Source organism: Pseudoalteromonas sp. SWXJZ10B, from assembly GCF_015864475.1.
GTDB lineage: Bacteria > Pseudomonadota > Gammaproteobacteria > Enterobacterales > Alteromonadaceae > Pseudoalteromonas > Pseudoalteromonas arctica.
Window position 1 is genome coordinate 1 of sequence record NZ_JADYXD010000017.1, and the last position, 15,423, is coordinate 15,423.

The window sequence follows — 15,423 nt, forward strand, 5'->3', positions numbered from 1 at the left end:
CTAAGTAGGTTGGCTGTTAGAACTCAATCTGTACGAGTGCCCACACAGATGATTGCTTTATATTGTTAAAGAACGTTGCGATTATAAAGTTAAACTTTATCTCGCTAGGGCTGCGCATATTACGCTTTCCTATTTTTTTGTCAACACTTAAATTTAAACTTTCTAAAAAGATTCTATCTAAGTTTTACTTAACACCCTGAGTTGTTCGTGCCTCGCTATGCGTTGGCGTTTCCCGTCTCAGTGGGGTCGCATTATAGGGAGCGGCGGATTTTACGCAAGCGTTATTTGCATAAAATAGTAATTAAAATTAAGCCCCAAGCAAGCACACATGATAAGCACAAGTTACCCACAAAAACCTGTTGATAACTCTTGTTTTTACATAGCTAAACCATTCTATAGCTTTTAATTAAAACCTTAAAAATGCAAAAAGCACCTTATTTAGGTGCTTCTCAAAAGTAATAGTTATTAGAATCTAGGGTCTGTTTATCTTTCAAGGTTAAATTTGCAGCAGCCTGTTTAGTATTCAGGCAAGGCAGAGCCTATGTAGTGTGGTTACTCCCCATAAATAAGCGATAACGTAGCATTAATGCCAAACAGGCGCTGCCCAAAGGGTTCTTCCTAGGGGCTATTTACTCTTTGTTACTCGGTTTTTACTTATTCTTACATGGATGTAAGCCAGTAGGGTAACGCAGGAGCAATTACCGAGCCCGCTAGGTTACAAATCTCGCGCCGCGATTAAACACCCCCTAGTTTGAACAAATTTTAATCCGCAAAGAGCAACAGACCCTAGTATAAAATACTATATAACTTGCGACGATACTTTGCTGCGAGCGCATCACCATCGGGTAAAGAGGCAATAATGGCTAAAAAGCTTGGTTTCGCTTCATTGAAATTCAGATCTTTTTGCAGCACTGTAAATAGTATATCCAATGCTTCTTCTTTTCTGCCTGCTTCATTGAGTAAAATACTGAGCTCTTCTTTTAATTCTAGGTCATTTGGGTACTTTTCTACTTGTTGTTGCTTTTCTTTAATCTCTGGTGAGTCTTTTGCTTCAAGCGCAGCTTCGCATTTTGCTTTTATATTATTAAAGTAAGCATCTTGCTCTTGTACGTCTATTGTATTTATAAGCGCTTGGGCTTCATCTACCTTGTGAATTTGAATACATATGTCTGCAAGCACTAATTTGATGCGTGCATTACCGCTGTCTATTTCATAAGCTTGCTTTGCATAATTAAATGCAGCATTTAAATCTGACTTTAATAACGCTTGTTTTGCTTGCTCTAACAGTAAGTCTTGTTGCGCAGGTAAATGCTTTGCTAGGGCTTCGCGTATTTGTGCCTCACTTTGAACACCTGCAAGTAAATCTACTGGTGCAGAGTCTTTTAATAATACAAGCGTAGGCAGAGTTTGAAGACCAACTTGTTGCGCAAGTTGAGAAGCGAGTGCTTGCTCTGCATCGCAATCTAGGTTTGCTACTACTATATAGCTTGCATATTCAGCCGCTACTTTATCTAAAATTGCAGCCTGTCCGATGCAGTCAGGACTTTGAGGAGAGAAAAAGTTAAGCAACACCAATTTTTGCTGTGATGTTTCACCGAGTACTTGTTGAAGGTTTTGTGCATTAATACTAACTATGTTGCTCATTGAATTGATTGCCATATTCATCTATTTAGGTTTTTATATGGTGGTGAACATAATAATTACAAGTCATATACCTAAATCATCCGGTATACATATTCAACAATGAGGGAAAACATGAAATTAACTTATCTAAGTGCAATACTTTTATTAGCAAGCCCATTAGTACAAGCAAATGGACTCGATTTGAATTTAAGCAAAGCCATGCCAGCTATAGAAAAGTTTTACCTCGATTTACACCAATCGCCAGAGCTTTCTTATCACGAACAAGAAACGGGTAATAAAATAGCGGATAAATTAACTCAGCTGGGTTTTAAAGTAACAAGTAATGTAGGTGGCTTTGGTGTTGTCGGCATTTACAAAAACGGAAACGGTCCAACCGTGATGATCCGTACTGACACCGATGGCTTACCTATTATAGAGCAGACAGGAAAATCCTATGCCTCAAAAGTTAAAGTAATTGACGAGCATGGTGCTAAAGTAGGTGTAATGCACGGTTGTGGCCACGATATTCACATGAGCTCTTTTATTGGTACTGCTGAGCAATTAATAGTACACAAAGATCAATGGAAAGGCACTTTGATGATGGTTGCACAGCCTGCCGAAGAAGTTGGTGGGGGTGCTAAAGCCATGTTAGGCGAAGGACTATTTAGTAAATATGAAAAACCTGATCATATAATTGCGTTACATGTAAGTGCTAGCGTCCCCGCTGGTAAGATATCAATGAAAAATGAATACACTATGGCAAGTGTAGATTCTGTCAATATTACAATAAAAGGTAAAGGTGGTCATGGTGCTTATCCGCATACAACTATAGACCCTGTGATTATAGCTGCACGCACAGTACTTGCTCTGCAAACAATCACAAGCCGAGAACTTTCACCGCTAGAGCCTTCGGTTATTACGGTTGGGTCTATTCATGGTGGCTCAAAACATAATGTGATTTCGGATGAAGTAAAACTACAACTCACTCTCAGAAGCTATAACCCAAATGTTAGAAGTGCTCAAATAGCAGCAATAAAACGAATCACGGCAGGTATTGCACAAAGTGCTGGCCTAAATGAATCAAACTACCCTGTAGTATATGTACATGAAGATGAATCTATTCCATCTACTTATAATAACCCTGCACAAACAGACATTGTTAGAAACTCTATTGCCAGCGCAATTGGTGATACTAATGTGCTTGAAACACAAGCTGTAATGGCGGGTGAAGACTTTGGCCTATACGGACGCACCGATGAAAATATCCCGATTACCTTATTTTGGCTAGGAGGTGTAAACCAAGCACAATATGCAGATTCGATAAAAACAGCTGAAGTACTCCCTTCCCTACACTCTAGTAAATTTGCACCAGATTATAAAGTTGCTATCCCTACCGGAATAAAAGCAATGAGTAACGCTGCTGTTGCTTTATTTAATAAGTAACCTGAATTCTGGATAATAAATCTATCTCAAGTAGAGTTCATATATGGTCTCCTCCAGTATTGCAAGGTGTCATTCAACGATAGCAGGGACAGGTTTGCTGTCATATATACGGTCTTTTAGTGAAGATTATTACTTCTGACCTTGATGTAATCCGCGCATATTGTCCTGATCAGGTTATCGGTATTTACTACCACTGAACTCTATAGGTTTTCAATATGCAGGTTTGACCTGTTATGTCATCGTTTTAGTCACTTACGCAATTCTTTGAAGAGTATTTATACGGGTGAGTAACTCTCACCTGAAGCGCTAATAGCCCAAGCCATTCTCGCCATCTTGTTGGCATAAGCTACACATGCTCGATTATGCCCTCGAGTTTGAACTAGTCGGTTTATCCATTGACTTAATTTATCATTCTTCGTTTTTGCTCTGGAGACAACCGCTTTTGCTCCTTGGATCAACAGGCACCTTAAGTAGCTATTTCCTCGCTTACTTATCCCAAGTAAAGTATCTTTTCCGCCACTACTGTGTTGACGCGGAACGATACCTAAAGACGCTGAAACATCGCGGCCTCTTTTATAGTTACTGCCATTTCCAACTTCATTGAAATAGGCGCTTGATACCATAGGACCAAATCCAGGTATTGTTTGGAGCCGTTGGCAAATATCATTATGTTTTGCTGTTTCAACTATTAATGTACTGTAAGTTTCAATGCAGCTGTCTAAGTTATTCAATTGTGTTTCTAACTGCTTTAGTACCGCTTTAAATGCGCCTGATAATCCGGTATTTTCATCTTCTAAAATTAGGGGGATACTTTTGCGTATTGTGTTTACACCCTGATTTAAAATAATTCCGTATTCAGCAGTTAAGCCTCGGATTTGATTGCATAGTGCCGTTCTTTGTCTGACCGCTAATTCTCTCGCTTTGTGCTGTGCTTGGTTATCTTGTTGCTCAACTGATTTTATACAGACACTTTTAATATGATGTTGTTTTGAAGCAACGCTAATTGCTAAAGCATCGTTATAATCATTTTTATTGCCAACTAAGAAGGCTTTTACATGCTGAGGTGGAATAAGCTTTATCTCATGACCACATTTTCTGATTTCTCGAGCCCAAAAATGAGAAGTTGCACAGGCCTCTAAAGCAACTAAACACGTAGTGTGTTGTTGGAAAAAAGATAACACTTGCGCACGCTTTAACATTTTCTTTTTAACTAAGCGCCCTTGTTCATTGCAGCACACCACATGGAAAAATCTTTTTGCTATGTCTAAACCAATTGTTGTAATCTTCATTTTGGTCTTCTCCCTTTGATTATTGTAACCACTTTAATCATGGCACATAGATGCCGTATAGGGAGGAGACCATTACATCAGGTTAAGTAATATCGTTTAATAAAATGGCTCTGTAGCTAACTAGCAACAGAGCTTTTTTTATAACTCGACTTTTTAAGGGTCGCTTTTCCACCTCGTTTAGCAAAGCGTTTTTTAGGTGAGCTTTTTGGTAACCTTGCAAATGCATTGCTATCGCAGTTTGCTGCTAATTGTACAAACCCATTTAGCTCAGCAAGTAAAGGCTGTAAAAATTGCTGATAACTCATTACTTGCTGCGCGATATCACCTAAGCTCGATTCCCACTTTGCGGTTAAATCAGGACTCGCTAAACCTTGTGGTAATACGCTAATAAGGGCAAGTCCCGTTTCGGTCGCTCTAATTGACTTACCTTCACGTTTTAAAAAGCGCCGCTTGAATAGCAACTCGATTATTCCCGCACGTGTTGCCTCAGTCCCTAAACCATCAGTGTCTTTTAATACTTTTTTAATTTGTGGATCTTTAACATAACGGCTAATGCCCGTCATCGCAGCCAATAATGTAGCGTCGGTAAAATAAGCAGGAGGTGATGTATGCTTTTCGACCACTTCGCCTTGCTCACAAAAAAGAGGCATACCTTTAGTTAAAGGAGGTAACGTAGCTTCATCTTTTAATTCAGACTTACCCATTAATACCTTAAAGCCCAGGCTTACATCTTGTTTTGCATTTGCTTTAAATAATCCGCCAGCGATTGTTATCTCTGCTTTAGTTTCGTTATATATATAGTCGGGATAAAACTGAATTAGGTAATGGCGGCTTATTAATTGATATACCTTCGCTTCGTCACCGTTCAAACTCGCTGACTTTAACTGCTTAGCCGTAGGCACAATGGCATGATGCGCAGCCACTTTTGAATCGTTAAAACATTTACTACGCTTTTTTACATCAGCCCCGTTTACTAATTCACTGCTTTGCCCACCATTAGCACTTATAGCTTTAAAAATAGCTGATGCATCTTGATGGTGATCTTTAGGTAAATAACGATTATCCGAGCGTGGGTAAGTAATTAATTTATGACGTTCGTAAAGTATTTGGCAAATATCCAACACTTTTTGAGCTGGCATACCAAATGCTTTAGCCGCATCTATTTGCAGTGCAGATAGGTTATACGGTAATGGAGCACTTTGTTTTTTTTGTTTTTGGTCAAGTGAAGTAAGCTCAGCACTTTGCTTTGTAATGCGTGAAGCAACATTTTGTGCGAGTGCTTTGTTAAGTATTCGCCCTTCTTCATCTTGATGTGGCTCACATGCTTTACTAGGAACCCACTTAGCTATGAATGGCTGGTTATCTGGAGTAAGTAAATGCGCCAGTACATCGTAAAAAGGCTTAGATACAAAGTGTGCTATTTCGTTATCTCTATTAACAACAAGACCTAAAATAGGGGTTTGTACTCGCCCTACCGAAAGCACATTACCAAACCCTGCTTTTTGCCCAGCTAGTGTGTATGCACGTGTTAAATTCATACCAAATAGCCAATCAGCACGAGAGCGCGCTAAAGCAGATACACTTAACGGAATAAAATCTCGATTAGAACGCATAGTACCCAGTGATTTTTTTACCGCCGATAAGTTTAAATCACTAATGAGTAAACGTTGCGTACTCTGCTTTTTAGCCTGACTTATTTTAGCTTCTTCAATTACTTGATCGACTAGTAGCTGGCCTTCACGGTCTGGATCGCCAGCGTGAATAAGTTGCGAGGCTTGTTTAATTAATTTTTTTAAAACAGTGAGCTGTTTGCGAGTTTTGGTTTTGGCTTTTAACTTCCACTGTTCAGGTATTATAGGTAAGTGTTCAAACTGCCACTTTTTAAAGCGCTCATCGTAATCATCGGGTTCTGCTTGTTCTAGCAAATGTCCAATACACCACGATACACAATCGCCATTAGCGACTTCTATATAACCATCATATTTTTTATGTGGTTTTGGTAACGCATCAGCAATAGCGCGTCCAAGTGAAGGTTTTTCTGCAATGTAGAGTTTCATAGCCTGCTCATCACTGTTTATATAAACAGTAGTCTAGCACAGCTATTTTAAAGGAGGGAACTTTTTGTAACTATTGGCTAGCTGAGCTTTTTTTGTCTTTTGTTAAAATATAAATAAGCGGAAGATAACAAACAACAACGGTGCCTATATTAATAAATGGCAATAAGGTTTTATAAATGTATGTACTATAAGAAAGATCCCATAAATGGCGGTCGACTAATCTAAATAGCTGTAAAATTGGTGCCATAATAACAACCAATTGACCTAATACGCATTGCCATAAATAAACCTTATCTTTTAACCCCAGATATGCGATGAGTGCCATCCAAGCAATATCATTAAAAGCCCAAACAAGGTATCGATAAACATAAATCCCATTATCAAACTCTTTCAAGTAAGGATGAATAATGGTTCCATATAAAAAAAAAGCGGCTGTAATTAAAGCGAAACGCAGGGCCAAATAATCTTTTCTAAAATAAAAGATGAAAATAGCAGGGCTTAAAATAAACACCCAACTAGTATCTAATATCAATATAGTCTTTAAAAACCATTCAGGCATTAGAGTTAATCAAGTTTTTTTTCATCATCGTCATTACCACCGCCATTTCCTGGCATATGACTAAACTTATCGACCTTTTTCATGAACTATTCCGTTACATTTGTTAAAGAAAGCATACTTTATGATAAATAAGTGTGTTTGCCAATAAAAGTTATCTTACATCTATAGGAGCTGACTCTTTTGCTTTACCTTGTAATATAGATATTTCTACTCGGCGATTCCTGCGGCGATCTTCATCGGTGTCATTCGGTACAAGTGGTCGTGTTTCAGCTCGACCAACCACCATCATTCGGGTTTTATCAAATCCTTGGACTTTTTGCAGTTCACTTGCAACGGCTACAGCACGCTTTGATGATAGGTCCCAATTATTAATATATAACTCATTCGATACCTGAAAATCATCTGTATGGCCAGATACTGTTATTTCACCGGGTACATCTTTTAACAGCACACCGATATCTTGAATTATAGGTTTAAACTTAGGTTGTAAAAATGCACTACCTGAAGGAAATGAACCATTCTCTCTAATGCGAATAATTATTTGCTGCCCTAAAGACTCAAGCTCAATTGCGCCATCGATTATTTGCTTTTCAAGCTGCTGCGCTATCTTTTTAACAAGCTCGTTAGTTTGCTCCTGATCGGCTGCTGAAGTTGCTTGCTCAGAAGATTCTTCTTGTGAGGTACTACGAGATTCGCCACCGCGTTTATCCCCGCGCTGTTCTTGCCTGCCGCCTGCTGAGCTTTCATCGCCAGCCTGAAACTCTAACATTTGTTGAGTCATTTCGACTGTTTGCTGCTGAATGGTTTCTATTGGGGTTGGCTCTGGTTTGCCTGGGGTAAACTCCATGGCAATAACAGAGGTCCCTTTAGGGATGTCTTTTACTTCAATTTTATTCTGCACACCAAAAGCAAACTTCATAGAGCCCGCAATTTGTTTAAACTTAAGTACATCCATTTCTGAAAACGCGAGCAAGAGTACAAAAAAGCACATTAACAGTGACATTAAATCGGCAAACGTTCCCATCCATGCAGGTAGACCTGGTGGTGGACATTTGCACTCTTGATCAGACATAGTTACTCCTCGGTATCTACTTTACGTTTAGATTCAGCTAAGTAATTTTTCAAAATACCTTCGATTACTTTTGGATTTTGACCATCTTGTATACCTAAAATAGCATCCAAAATTAAACGCTGATTCATCGCTTCCTCGTCTTTACGCAGTTCAAGTTTTACCTGAATAGGAATTGCCACAACATTGGCTAAAAACGCGCCATATAAAGTTGTTAATAGTGCTACTGCCATTGCCGGACCAATTGCCTTTGGGTCATCCATGTTAGACAACATTGCAACCAAACCAATTAGAGTACCAATCATGCCCATTGCAGGCCCTATATCAGCTAACGACTTAAATAAACCCGCGCCCAATTCATGGCGAGTCGTAGTTAGAGAAATATCTTTTTGAAGTGTAGCGCGAACTACATCTGCATCATGGCCATCAACGAGCATATCGACGCCTTTGCGCATAAAGGGGTTTGGAATTTCAGCTTCTTCGAGTGCTAAAAAACCGCCTTTACGAGCTGAATCCGCAAGTTCTACTGCTTTTTCGATAAGTATTTCTGGCGTTTCGATTTTAAACATAAACGCTTTGGCAACAACTTTACCTATCCCCAAAAATTGCGACATGGTGAAGTTTGATAAAACAATAAAGAGTGAACCACCAAATACAATAACCACAGACGGGGTATTGTAAAACATAGCCATTTCACCGCTACTACTCATAAACATAGACATGACAATTAAGCCAATTGCGCCTAGGATCCCAATTATGGTTGCTAAATCCACATTTCCTCCAGAAGTTTCATGCTTAATGGCCTTATCATAAATTTTTATTATTAACTGCTTATCGGCAACATATTGAATTGCTTAAGCCATTTTTATAAATAAACATAAAAAGCAGCCTTTAGCACTATCTTAGATCAAGTTATAAGGGCTACCTAACTATCAATTGATTTATTAAACCAACAGACGCTATTAAGGCTTTATTAATGCACTTGAAATATAATTTAACGTTATAAAGGTAAAAAACCAATATCATCCTTTGACCTAGTTTAGCATTCCCCCTAAAATTGACCCCTAAATTTATTATGTAAGCTGAAATAAAGATGGCGACTAAAAAACCTGAAAACTTAAGTTTCGAACAAGCACTAGAAGAATTATCTACAATCGTTAGTGACATGGAACAAGGTGACTTATCGCTTGAGCAATCGTTAAAGCAATTTGAGCGTGGAATTGCATTAGCAAGTGCTTCATCAGGGAAATTACAGCAAGCAGAACAAAAAGTATCAGTTTTGATGGGGAATGGCGAAAAGTCAGTACTTACAAATTTTGATAATGATATGGAATAGCTGTGAGCATAAAAAATCATATTGAACGTGCTCAAAAAGATGTAGTAGCGACCTTACAGCAGCATTTTAATCAGCCTCTCGATACAGAAGAAACGGTAAAGAACGCCACCCAGTATGGATTATTTAATGGCGGTAAAAGATTACGTCCATTTTTAGTTTATGCCACAGGTAAAATGCTCGGCGCAAACCATCAAGACTTAAACGTACTTGCTGCTGCAATTGAGTGTATTCATAGCTATTCGTTAGTCCATGATGACTTACCAGCAATGGATGATGACGACTTACGCCGCGGACGCCCTACTTGTCATATAGAGTTTGGCGAGGCAAATGCAATTTTAGCCGGTGATGCTCTTCAAACTCTTGCTTTTGAGCTTATTGCGAATCACAAATTTGAATGCTCATCACAAACACAAGTAAAAATGATTGCTACACTTGCCCACGCATCAGGCCTTCAGGGTATGGTTGGCGGACAAGGCCTTGATATAGCAGCAACAGATAAAGTAATTACCGTACAAGAGCTTGAGCGAATACATAAGCTAAAAACCGGGGCTCTAATTAATTGCGCAATTACACTTGGTGCACTGTGCAGTGAAAAGGCTGATCAACAAACCTTAGAAAATTTAAGTGTTTTTGGGTATGCTATAGGGCTAGCATTTCAAGTACACGACGACATTTTAGATGTTGAAGGCGATACAGTTATTTTAGGAAAGCCACAAGGCTCCGATATTGCCGCGAATAAAGCGACATATCCGGCGTTATTAGGTATGCTAGGCGCTAAAGAAAAGGCGCAGAATTTAATACAACAAGCCCATGAAGCGTTAGCAAATATAGATGCTGACACAACACTTCTTGCGTCGCTAGCAAATTACCTAATTGAGCGTGACCACTAATTTTTGCTCATACGTATTGCAATTAGCACTGACATTATTACTCAACATTAATTATTCGTAAAAGCTTTGGATTAATTAATGTTAGCGAAGGATATATATAAAACCATGACACTTGATAGTAGCAAGTATCCATTACTTAATTTGGTTGACGAGCCAGCCCAATTGCGTGACTTAGCGCAAGACAAACTCCCTGCATTTAGCAATGAGCTGCGCGATTATTTACTCAACTCAGTATCGCAAAGTAGCGGTCATCTAGCGTCTGGTTTAGGGACGGTTGAACTAACCGTTGCGCTGCATTATGTTTATAACACTCCAGACGATCGCCTAGTTTGGGACGTGGGTCATCAAGCTTATCCGCATAAAATCCTTACTGGTCGTCGCGAGCAAATGCACACTATTCGTCAAAAAGACGGTTTACACCCTTTTCCTTTTCGCGATGAAAGTCAATACGATACGTTTAGCGTAGGCCATTCAAGCACGTCTATTTCAGCTGCTTTAGGCATGTCTATTGCCGCACAAAAAGAAGGTAAAGGTCGAAAGTCTGTTGCCATTATTGGCGACGGGGCTATAACCGCAGGCATGGCATTTGAAGCGATGAATCATTTAGGTGATGTAAAATCAGACATGCTTATTATTTTAAATGATAACGAAATGTCGATTTCTGAAAATGTTGGCGCATTAACAAATCACTTTGCTCGAATTTTATCAGGTAGCTTTTATACTAACATTCGTGAAGGTAGTAAAAAGTTACTCTCAGGAGTGCCTCCGGTAAAGCAACTTGCCAGTAAAATGGAAGAGCACATTAAAGGCATGATGATCCCGGGTACCTTCTTTGAAGAATTAGGCCTAAATTACATTGGTCCCATTGATGGTCACGATGTAAACATGCTTGTAGATACATTACGTAATATGCGTAATTTAAAAGGCCCACAGCTTTTACATATAAAAACGCAAAAAGGTAAGGGCTATAAACCGGCTGAAGCCGATCCTATTGGCTATCATGGTGTACCAAAATTCGATCCGAGCACAACTAGCCTACCTAAATCTAAACCTAGTGCTGCTACTTTTTCAAAAGTATTCGGCGATTGGTTATGTGATATGGCCGAACAAGACAGCAAGTTAATGGCTATCACGCCTGCAATGCGCGAAGGCTCAGGCATGGTACGCTTTTCTAAAGAACATCCAGATCAATATTTTGATGTCGCCATTGCTGAGCAACATGCTGTTACTTTAGCTGCTGGTTTTGCCTGTGAAGGTTTAAAACCTGTTGTTGCTATTTACTCAAGCTTTTTACAACGTGCGTATGACCAATTAATACATGATGTTGCACTGCAAAACTTACCTGTATTATTTGCCATTGACCGCGCCGGTATTGTTGGAGCCGATGGTGAAACTCATCAAGGCGCATACGATTTAAGTTTTATGCGCTGTATTCCAAATATGGTGATTATGGCGCCAAGCGATACCAACGAGTGCCGTCAAATGCTATACACCGGTTATAAAGCAAACTGCCCTGTTGCCGTTCGTTACCCTCGCGGTAGTGCAGGTACTGCAGACATTGAAAGCTCGATGCAACTGCTTGAAATAGGTAAAGCGGATACAATTAAGAAAGGCAGTAAAATTGCCATTTTATCGTTCGGTACATTACTTGAAAATGCACAGCTTGCTGCAGATGAGTTAGATGCAACGCTTGTTAATATGCGTTTTATTAAACCTCTTGATACCGCGCTTTTAAATGAGCTTGTAGCTACCCACGATGTAATTGTTACGCTTGAAGATAATGCAATCGCTGGCGGTGCCGGCTCTGCAGTTAACGAATTCTTAGCAACGCAAAAAGCTGATATTAATATCCTTAACTTAGGTATTCCTGATGAGTTTATTAAACACGGCACCCAAGATGAAATGCACGATGAAATGGGGTTAGGCGAGCAAGGAATATTAACCGCTATTAAAGCGTTTATTAATTAACTTCCTATACATCTAAAGTTGAGCATATTAAAAAAGGAGCCTAGGCTCCTTTTTTAATATCAAATATTGCTGATCAGCGCATCCACACTTTAATATCAGCTAGGCCATTGCTTTGTAAAATACCTAATTGTTGATCAACGTTAGAATTTTGTTCAAACTCAAATGCATCAAGCTGATCATCAAACGTAATATTTGCAACACCATCACCACCGCGCTTTTTAACTTGGTGTAGTGAAATATCAGCTAGGTTAATAGATGTTTCCCAGCTAATTACCTGCCCACCCAAAAGTGGTAATGGATAAAATGACCAACCAATTGATGCCGTGATATTAGTTGTTTTTCCATTTGGTAATTGGAATAAATTAGCCGCTATTACTTTACAAAGATCTGAAGCATAGCTGTCTATTTTATTGCATTTAAAATCACGTAATAATAGTAAAAACTCATCACCACTCCAACGTGCCACATAGTCAGAGCCCTGCGTACGCGAATTTAATAATGCAGCCATTTGCTGTAAGCAGCTATCACCTGCAATTGGGCCATAGGCATCATTGATACGGCTGAAATTATCAAAGTTAATAATTACCAGCACCAGTGACTTGCCTTGTGCCTGCAGCGATTGTGAATTACGTTGAAAGTGTTCAATATCTTTAGGGAGTTGATCAAACAAAAAGCGACGGCTACGCAGCCCTGTTAACTCATCTGAGTGACTAACTAATTTAAGCTGTGAATTCACTTGGCCTAATTTATCATTAGCTTGACGAAGCTCTAAGGTACGCTCGGTGATCAAGCCCTCTAATGCTTCTTGTTTTCTACGCTCTTGCGCTCTAAACACCCAAAAAATAAGGTAGAAAAGCAAAATAAAGCCACTGGTAATTAAAAGCCTAAAGTAAATAGTTTCGTCAAAGCGCTCAGGCACTACAAAACCGTATTCTACTTCTTGCGCTTTAGTCCAGTCTTCACCTTGGCGCTTCGCTTCTAATTGAAACAAAAACGAGCCTGGAGGCAAGTTAGTATAAATAGCTTCACGTCGCGTATTAGCATAGCGCCAGTCACTATCTAAGCCACTTAGTTTATATCTAAATTCAATACTGTTTGGTGCATAATAATCAATAGCTGTGTAAGTTAGCGTTATATCACGCTCGTCTGTTTCTAATGATGGTTTTTTACCAAGCGCAGCGGTGGTTAAATGACGAAGTGGTGTTGTTATTGTTTCTATTGTTGGCTTTAATGCAAGCACACCAAATAGCTCTACATTTTTAGGTATTTCAACAACACCTTGTAAGCTTGGGTACCAAATAGAATTGCCGGTGTCTGCTACCGCATCATGCCCAAGTCCACTACAACATTGATTCGCTTTACCATCGAGTTGACGGTCAAAAGATGAAATTACTTCTTCAACTTTTAGGCTTTTTATCTCTGTCTTAAATTGCTCTACAGGCATTCTGTAAACACCTTTCATGGTGCTTACCCAAACATGCTTTAATTTTTCATCATATTCTAGGCTAAATATAGAACCATACGGTAAACCATTAGCTGCATCGAGTTGACGCCATTGCCCTTGCGTACTTCTGTAAAAAAGCCCGTCGTTAAGAGAGCCGATTAAAATACCCACACCATCTATATGGAGCACGCTAGTTACGTATGCGCTTTCAAGTGTTGTTTGGTCACCAATTTTTTCAATGCCACGGTCTGTAAAGTAATATGCGCCTTTACTAGTACCAATCACACCAAAGTTTGTTTTATCCAATACGTAGGTAATAAACTTACTACCTAAAAAAGCGTTATATGCAAAAGGCGTTAAACCAGCATAATTTAATCGATATAAACCGCGTCCGGTACCAATCCAAAAACCGCCTTTACTAGAGCGACTTATTGCAAATACCGGGTTATCGCGAAGCGCTCGACCAGGGACGGTATAAAGTGTCTTGTTTTCAAAAACAAATAAGCCGCGCCCCGTGGCTATATATAATCGCTCACCATCGAATTGTAGATCGTGTACTGACGCGTATCCATATTTACTACTTGGAACTAAATTAATAAAACTTTTATCTAAATCGAAATAACCAATGCCGCTTTTGTTAGCAACCCACAGTTTTCCATCTGGAGCTTGGCTAATAGCCATAACAGACTCGGTCATATCTGAAACTGCTGAATGCCTTTCTACCCGCCCTTCATGGGCAAGCCATAAGCCTTCACTAAAACTTGCTAACCAAACGTTATTTTTATCATCTCTAAAAATATCAGCAAACCATATGCTTTGATCAAGTTGGCTTGGTTCTACCCATTGCCACTCACCGGTTTTATCTCTAAATAATAAACGTCCATAAGTCGAAACCCATAAGCCACCATCGGTATCACTCATAAACTTATAAACGGCTGAGTTATTTGCATTTGGTAAAGGAAAAGGTCTTAGTTCGTCATCTAAATCTAAAAAGTATGCACCTAGCTCAGAGGCTATATACAAATTACCGTTTAAGAATGATAAATCGTGCACTATGGTTTGCGCTAAGCGCTCTGGTAACGATATTTTAGCGGTAAGCTCTAAACGTAGTTTAGAGAAATCTGATGAGTTTTTAGTAAGGCGTAATAAATGACGATCATTAACTAGCCAAATACCTTCTGGAGAGAGTGCCATTTGGCTAACAGAGCCAACAATTTGGGTAATTACGGTAGCATTAACAATAGGTAGGGGGCCATTTACTTGAGTGCGTAAATCAACTTGCCCTCTATCTACATAGTATAAACCATTAGCCGCAATCCATATGCTGCCTTTGGAGTCCTCAAGAATATCTCTTACTGGACCTTTAATATTAAACTCTTGTGCTGCAAATGTGGCAGGATTAATAACTACCAAGCCACTTTTAGTACCTACCCATAATAAGCCACTAGAATCGACTAAAAGTTTATTAATACCATTACTAGGCAAGAACGGGCTATTTTGCGTGTTGTAGTTTGTAAATGTTGTGCCATCAAAACGGCTTAAGCCAAACTGAGTACCAAGCCACATATAGCCTTGCTGGTCTTGTACTACGCTTTTAAGTGATTGCGAAGGTAGACCATCTTTTATATTCCATTGCTTAACTACGTAATCACTAATTGAAGCCCAACTTGGTGTCGCGCACAACATCAGTACACAAACCAGTAAAAATCGCATCATATTGCTGCCACCTAGTTAAACAAATCAAA

General features: G+C 39.2%; 11 protein-coding genes. 4 read left to right on the top strand and 7 right to left on the bottom strand.

The genetic code is table 11. The features are described 5' to 3' along the window. Positions 1–786 precede the first annotated feature (786 nt). A complete protein-coding gene (locus tag I6F54_RS14525) occupies positions 787–1,644 on the bottom strand; it encodes a tetratricopeptide repeat protein (RefSeq protein ID WP_101162966.1) in 858 nt (285 codons plus the stop codon). A 111-nt stretch (positions 1,645–1,755) separates the two neighbouring features. Here I6F54_RS14525 and I6F54_RS14530 point away from each other — a divergent pair, with 111 nt between their 5' ends. Next, positions 1,756–3,066, top strand: a complete 1,311-nt coding sequence (locus tag I6F54_RS14530) for a M20 metallopeptidase family protein (RefSeq protein WP_197142021.1) — start codon at positions 1,756–1,758, stop codon at positions 3,064–3,066. Positions 3,067–3,341: 275 nt separating this feature from the next. Here I6F54_RS14530 and I6F54_RS14535 read toward each other — a convergent pair whose 3' ends face one another. The 5 genes from I6F54_RS14535 to pomA all read right to left on the bottom strand — a co-directional run bounded on the left by I6F54_RS14535 (position 3,342) and on the right by pomA (position 8,813). Then, a complete protein-coding gene (locus I6F54_RS14535) occupies positions 3,342–4,355 on the bottom strand; it encodes an IS110 family transposase (protein WP_197142023.1) in 1,014 nt (337 codons plus the stop codon). Between the two features lie 116 nt (positions 4,356–4,471). After that, on the bottom strand, positions 4,472–6,412 hold the full coding sequence (locus tag I6F54_RS14540) for a DNA topoisomerase III (protein WP_197142025.1): 1,941 nt from the start codon (positions 6,410–6,412) through the stop codon (positions 4,472–4,474). Between the two features lie 70 nt (positions 6,413–6,482). Next, a complete protein-coding gene (locus I6F54_RS14545) occupies positions 6,483–6,971 on the bottom strand; it encodes a hypothetical protein (protein WP_197142027.1) in 489 nt (162 codons plus the stop codon). Between the two features lie 151 nt (positions 6,972–7,122). Continuing rightward, positions 7,123–8,043 (bottom strand): flagellar motor protein MotB, encoded by a 921-nt coding sequence (locus I6F54_RS14550; RefSeq protein WP_007587113.1) that lies wholly within the window; start codon positions 8,041–8,043, stop codon positions 7,123–7,125. Positions 8,044–8,045: 2 nt separating this feature from the next. After that, positions 8,046–8,813, bottom strand: coding sequence for a flagellar motor protein PomA (gene pomA / locus I6F54_RS14555; RefSeq protein WP_007587114.1), 768 nt, complete (start codon positions 8,811–8,813; stop codon positions 8,046–8,048). A 320-nt stretch (positions 8,814–9,133) separates the two neighbouring features. Between pomA and I6F54_RS14560 the strand changes: the two genes are divergently transcribed. From I6F54_RS14560 to dxs, 3 genes are all read left to right on the top strand, one after another. Then, positions 9,134–9,376 (top strand): exodeoxyribonuclease VII small subunit, encoded by a 243-nt coding sequence (locus I6F54_RS14560; protein WP_165727311.1) that lies wholly within the window; start codon positions 9,134–9,136, stop codon positions 9,374–9,376. 2 nt (positions 9,377–9,378) lie between these two features. Continuing rightward, positions 9,379–10,266, top strand: a complete 888-nt coding sequence (gene ispA / locus I6F54_RS14565) for a (2E,6E)-farnesyl diphosphate synthase (RefSeq protein WP_007587115.1) — start codon at positions 9,379–9,381, stop codon at positions 10,264–10,266. A gap of 105 nt (positions 10,267–10,371) precedes the next feature. Then, positions 10,372–12,234 carry a 1-deoxy-D-xylulose-5-phosphate synthase gene (gene dxs, locus I6F54_RS14570; protein WP_197142029.1) on the top strand — a complete coding sequence of 621 codons (1,863 nt, stop codon included), beginning with the start codon at positions 10,372–10,374 and terminating at the stop codon, positions 12,232–12,234. A gap of 73 nt (positions 12,235–12,307) precedes the next feature. On the opposite strand, the gene I6F54_RS14575 is transcribed toward dxs, so the two are convergent. Next, positions 12,308–15,394 carry a ligand-binding sensor domain-containing diguanylate cyclase gene (locus I6F54_RS14575; RefSeq protein ID WP_024589765.1) on the bottom strand — a complete coding sequence of 1,029 codons (3,087 nt, stop codon included), beginning with the start codon at positions 15,392–15,394 and terminating at the stop codon, positions 12,308–12,310. Positions 15,395–15,423 lie beyond the last annotated feature (29 nt).